The following is a 4,743-nucleotide window of genomic DNA, read 5'->3' as shown; positions in this document are numbered from 1 at the left end:
CCCCAGCCCCACGACCAGGAAGGGCGTGACGCCGGCGCCCCCGGCGACCCGCCCGCGGCCCGGACGCCGCTGCCCCGCCGGCGACCGGGAACCAGAAGCGGCCCGGTCCTCGTCTCCGACCACGGCCGACCGGTCACCGACCGCGCCGACCCCGCGGCCGACCGCCGGGCGGAACGCGCGGGCCCCGGCCGGCGCGCGACGCCCGGCCCGGGGGACCTTCCGCGCCGGACGCGTCAGCCGGGCACCGCGCCGCACCTGCGCGCCATGGGCCCGGACGACGTGCCCGACGGCCCCGCGCGCGGCCCGGAACAAGCCGGCCCGCGGCCCGTCGACGCGGAAAGAGATCCGGAAGAGGCACGCAGCCGGATGGCTTCTCTGCAGCGGGGATGGCAGCGTGGCCGGCAGCACGACGACGGAACCACTCCGGAGGGAAGCGGGCGATGAACGCACCGAGGGCTACCGACAACAGCGCCTTCGCGGGCACGGGCGAGCTGAACTGGCTGCTGGACGACCTGGTCGAACGGGTCGGCAGCATACGCAAGGTGCTCGTGCTGTCCGGGGACGGCCTGCCCAGGGGCTGCTCGCGCGACCTGTCACGCGAGGACGGTGAACACCTGGCGGCCGTCGCGTCCGGGTTCCACAGCCTGGCCCGCGGGGTCGGCCGGCACTTCCAGGCCGGTGGCGTCCGACAGACCGTCGTCGAACTCGACGACGCCTTCCTCTTTGTCACCGCCGCCGGCGACGGCAGCTGCCTCGCGGTGCTCGCGGACGCGGACGCCGACATGGGCCTGGTGGCGTACGAGATGACCCTGCTCGTCAAGCGGGTCGGCACCCACCTGGCCACCGCGCCGCGCACCGACACCCCCTCCGGGGGCGGCGGCCTCTGACCACCCCGGCCGCCACTCCGGCCGGGGGCAGGAGCGGTCCTGGGCGACGAGGATCAGGACGACGGCGGCTCCGGCGCGTCGTCCTCATCCTCGTCCTCCACCCAGCCGAAGCTGCGCCGCACCGCCTTCTTCCAGTTCCGGTACTCGCGGTCGCGCCGGTCGGCCGGCATGTCCGGCCGCCACTCGGCGTCCTGCCGCCAGTGGGCACGCAGTTCGTCCAGCCCGGACCAGACGCCCGTCGCCAGCCCGGCCGCGTAGGCCGCACCGAGACAGGTCGTCTCCGCGATCACCGGGCGGATCACCGGCACGTCCAGCACGTCCGCCTGATGCTGCATCAGCAGCCCGTTGGCCGTCATGCCGCCGTCCACCTTCAGGCTGGAGATGCGCACGCCCGAGTCCTCGTACATCGCGTCGACGACCTCACGCGTCTGCCAGCTGGTGGCCTCCAGCACCGCACGCGCCAGATGCGCCTTGGTCACGTAGCGCGTCAGGCCGGTCACCACACCCCGGGCGTCGGAACGCCAGTAGGGCGCGAACAGGCCGGAGAACGCGGGCACGATGTAGGCGCCGCCGTTGTCCTCCACGCTCTCCGCCAACGGCTCGATGTCGGCCGCCTCGCGGATGATGCCCAGCTGGTCCCGGAACCACTGCACCAGTGCGCCGGTGATCGCGATCGACCCCTCCAGGCAGTAGACCGGGGGCGCCTCACCGAGCCGGTAGCCCATGGTGGTGATCAGCCCGCTCTTCGAGGCCACCGGCCGCTCACCCGTGTTCAGCAGCAGGAACGAGCCCGTGCCGTAGGTGTTCTTCGCCTCGCCCTCACCGAAGCAGGTCTGCCCGAACACCGCCGCCTGCTGGTCGCCCAGCGCCGAGGCGACCGGCACCCCCGCCAACTGCCCGACCGCCTCCCCGTACACCTCGGAGGAGGAGCGGATCTCCGGCAGCATCATCTCGGGCAGCCCCATCGCCTCCATGACGTGCGGCGCCCAGGACTGGCTGCGCAGGTCCATCAGCATCGTGCGGCTGGCGTTGGTCACGTCCGTGGCGTGCACCCCGCCGTGCGGGCCGCCCGTCAGGTTCCAGATCAGCCACGAGTCCATCGTGCCGAACGCGATCTCCCCGGCCTCGGCCCGCTCCCGCAGACCCGGCACGTTCTCCAGCAGCCACATCGCCTTCGGGCCGGAGAAGTAGCTGGCCAGCGGCAGCCCGCTGGTCTCCCGGAAGCGGTCCGGTCCCTCGTCGCCGCCCAGCCGTGTGCACAGCGACGCCGTGCGGGTGTCCTGCCAGACGATCGCGTTGTGCACGGGCCGGCCGGTGGACCGCTCCCACAACACCGTCGTCTCCCGCTGGTTGGTGATGCCGAGCGCGCTGAGGTCGGAGGCACGGAGGCCGGCCTTGGCCAGCGCCCCGGCGATCACCGCCTGCACCTTCGACCAGATCTCGGTGGCGTTGTGCTCGACCCAACCCGGTCTGGGGAAGATCTGCTCGTGCTCCCGCTGGTCCACCGCGACGACCGAGCCGTCGTCGGCGAAGATCATGCAGCGGCTCGAGGTGGTGCCCTGGTCGATGGCACCCACGTACCTGGTTGTCGTGCTGGTCACGCTGACCCCCAACGTGTCGGTGGACGGTCGTCTGCGGCGGCCTGGGGACGTCCCGCGGCGAACGGGCCGGCGCGCTAGAAGGCCACGGCGAAGATGCCGGCCGCGATGAAGCCACCGGTCAGCGGCCCGAGCACCGGGACCCACGAGTAGCCCCAGTCCGAACCGCCCTTGTTCGGGATGGGCAGCACCTGGTGCACGATCCGCGGGCCCAGGTCACGGGCCGGGTTGATGGCGTATCCGGTCGGACCGCCGAGCGACAGACCGATGCCGACGACCAGCAGCGCGACCATGAGGGTCTGCGTGCCGGAGGTGCCCAGGCCCTCGGTCAGGCCGAACGCCAGCACGGGCAGCACCAGCGCGACGGTCGCGATGGTCTCGGTGACGAAGTTGGCGACGGGACTGCGCACCTCGGGAATCGTGGAGAAGATACCGAGCGTGGGCATCGCCCGCTCCTTGTCCCGGTTGGCCGAGAACTGCGACCAGTACACCAGCCAGGCCAGCACCGCGCCCAGCATCGCGCCGACCAACTGGCCGGCGAAGTACACCGGGGCCTTGCTCCAGTCCCCGTCGTCGGTGGTGGCGATGGCAACCGTGACCGCGGGGTTGATGTGCCCGCCCGACAGCGGGCCCGCGGTATAGGCGCCCGCCAACACCCCGAAGCCCCAACCGAACGTGATGACGATCCAGCCGCCCGCCTTCGCCTTGGAGTGGGGCAGCAGGACGGCGGCGACCACACCCGCGCCGAGCAGTACAAGGAGTCCGGTGCCGATGATCTCACCGATGAAGATGTCGCCGGTTGGGTAGTGCATGGGTGACTCCTCATCCGGTGTGAGCCCGTGTCCGACCGGTGACGCCCGGCCTCGGGGCGCGCGGGCGCCGCACCGGCGAGACCGTAGCCCCAGTCTGGCCTCAACCCGACCGCGCTGCCATCGGAAGGCGCGGCCCGCTTCCGCCGGGCCCTACCCGTTTCCGGCGGCCGGAGGTGCCACCGGGAAGTCGAAATAGGTGGTCGGGTGGGGTTCGTCGCGCAGCGAGTAGTGCCACCACTCCTGCGGCAGGTTCACAAAGCCGGCGTCCTCCATCGCCCGCCGCAGCAGCAGACGAGCCGCCCGTGGGGCTCCGGCGACCGCCGGGTGCTCGGTGTGCGCCAGCTCGTCGAAGCAGTCGTAGCCGGTGCCCATGTCCAGCGAGTCGTCGGGGGAGCGGCTGCCCACGGGCGCGAAGCAGGGCGCCGCCCCCTCCGGCGGCCGGGCGCCGGGTCGCTCCGCGCCGACCGCCGGTCCCGCGCCCGGGCCGTCGGGCAGCAGCGACACGTCGACCGTGGACCCCCGACTGTGACCGGAGCGCTCGGCGAGGTAGCCCTCCGGGATGAGCCGTGACTTGTCCACCCTCGGGTAGTACTCCTCCTTTGTCACCTCGTCGGCCGGATCGGCCGCCCACGCCACAAACGCGTCCACCGCGCGCTGCGGGCGGTAGCAGTCGTACACCTTGAGCGAGAGCCCTCGGTGGCGCAGCCACCGTTGCGCACGACTCAGAGCCCGCGCCGCCTCCCGGGTGAGCAGGCACTCGGCGTCGACGTAGCCCGGCACCCGGCGGCCCAGGAAGTTGCGCGCCGTGGCGTACCGGATGTCCAGACGGATCGTCGGATCCACCCGCCGCAGCGCGACAAAGCCCACCGGCGGTACGGCGGCCTCGGCACCGTCCGCCGCCGGGGCCGCAGCCGCCCCGGCGGCTGTCCGGGAAGGCTGCGGGGTCTCAGGGACCAGCAGCGCGGTGGTACAGGCCACTGCGGTCAGCAGGGCGGCACAACGGACGGTGGTGCGGGCGGAGACGCGGGCAGCGGCGCGGGGGGAAGGACGGGTCATGCCCCGCTCGTAGCAGGAGACTGCCCTCCGGCGCCGCAGCCGACACCGGCCACCACGCCCGATCATTCGAAAGAGTGAGCGAGAAGCGGGCCGGGTGACCCCGGGCGGCGCCGCGGGACACCCGGAGTCGTCTCACCACGCCTCAGCCCCGCACCCTCACCGGCCACTCGACCGCCTCGCCGTCCTCCCGCGTCACGATCACCTCACCGCCCGACAGTCGTGACACCAGCCGCACCACCCTCGCCGACGCCCCCGACCCACCGGGCCCGGGCACGTAGAGCGCCCCACTGCCGGTCCGGCCCGCACGCGGCCTCCAGACCTCCAGCACCACTCCGACCCCGCCCTCCGACACCGGAACCACCGCGCCCGCCCGCACGAACACCGGAAGCC

General features: G+C 73.0%; 4 protein-coding genes and 1 pseudogene. 1 reads left to right on the top strand and 4 read right to left on the bottom strand.

Annotated elements, in window-relative coordinates; translation table 11 throughout:
* Positions 1–440: 440 nt before the first annotated feature.
* A complete protein-coding gene (locus GL263_RS21790) occupies positions 441–887 on the top strand; it encodes a roadblock/LC7 domain-containing protein (RefSeq protein WP_182857441.1) in 447 nt (148 codons plus the stop codon).
* 53 nt (positions 888–940) lie between these two features.
* Here GL263_RS21790 and glpK read toward each other — a convergent pair whose 3' ends face one another.
* From glpK to GL263_RS21770, 4 genes and pseudogenes are all read right to left on the bottom strand, one after another.
* A complete protein-coding gene (gene glpK / locus GL263_RS21785) occupies positions 941–2,488 on the bottom strand; it encodes a glycerol kinase GlpK (RefSeq protein ID WP_182857440.1) in 1,548 nt (515 codons plus the stop codon).
* A 74-nt stretch (positions 2,489–2,562) separates the two neighbouring features.
* On the bottom strand, positions 2,563–3,297 hold the full coding sequence (locus tag GL263_RS21780; RefSeq protein ID WP_182857439.1) for an MIP/aquaporin family protein: 735 nt from the start codon (positions 3,295–3,297) through the stop codon (positions 2,563–2,565).
* A 150-nt stretch (positions 3,298–3,447) separates the two neighbouring features.
* Positions 3,448–4,353, bottom strand: a complete 906-nt coding sequence (locus GL263_RS21775) for a M15 family metallopeptidase (RefSeq protein WP_182857438.1) — start codon at positions 4,351–4,353, stop codon at positions 3,448–3,450.
* A gap of 142 nt (positions 4,354–4,495) precedes the next feature.
* A pseudogene (locus GL263_RS21770) lies at positions 4,496–4,743 on the bottom strand (glycosyl hydrolase); the annotation flags it as partial.

This window comes from Streptomyces durbertensis (assembly GCF_014156695.1).
Lineage (GTDB): Bacteria > Actinomycetota > Actinomycetes > Streptomycetales > Streptomycetaceae > Streptomyces > Streptomyces durbertensis.
This window is presented reverse-complemented; position numbering and strand designations above follow the sequence as displayed.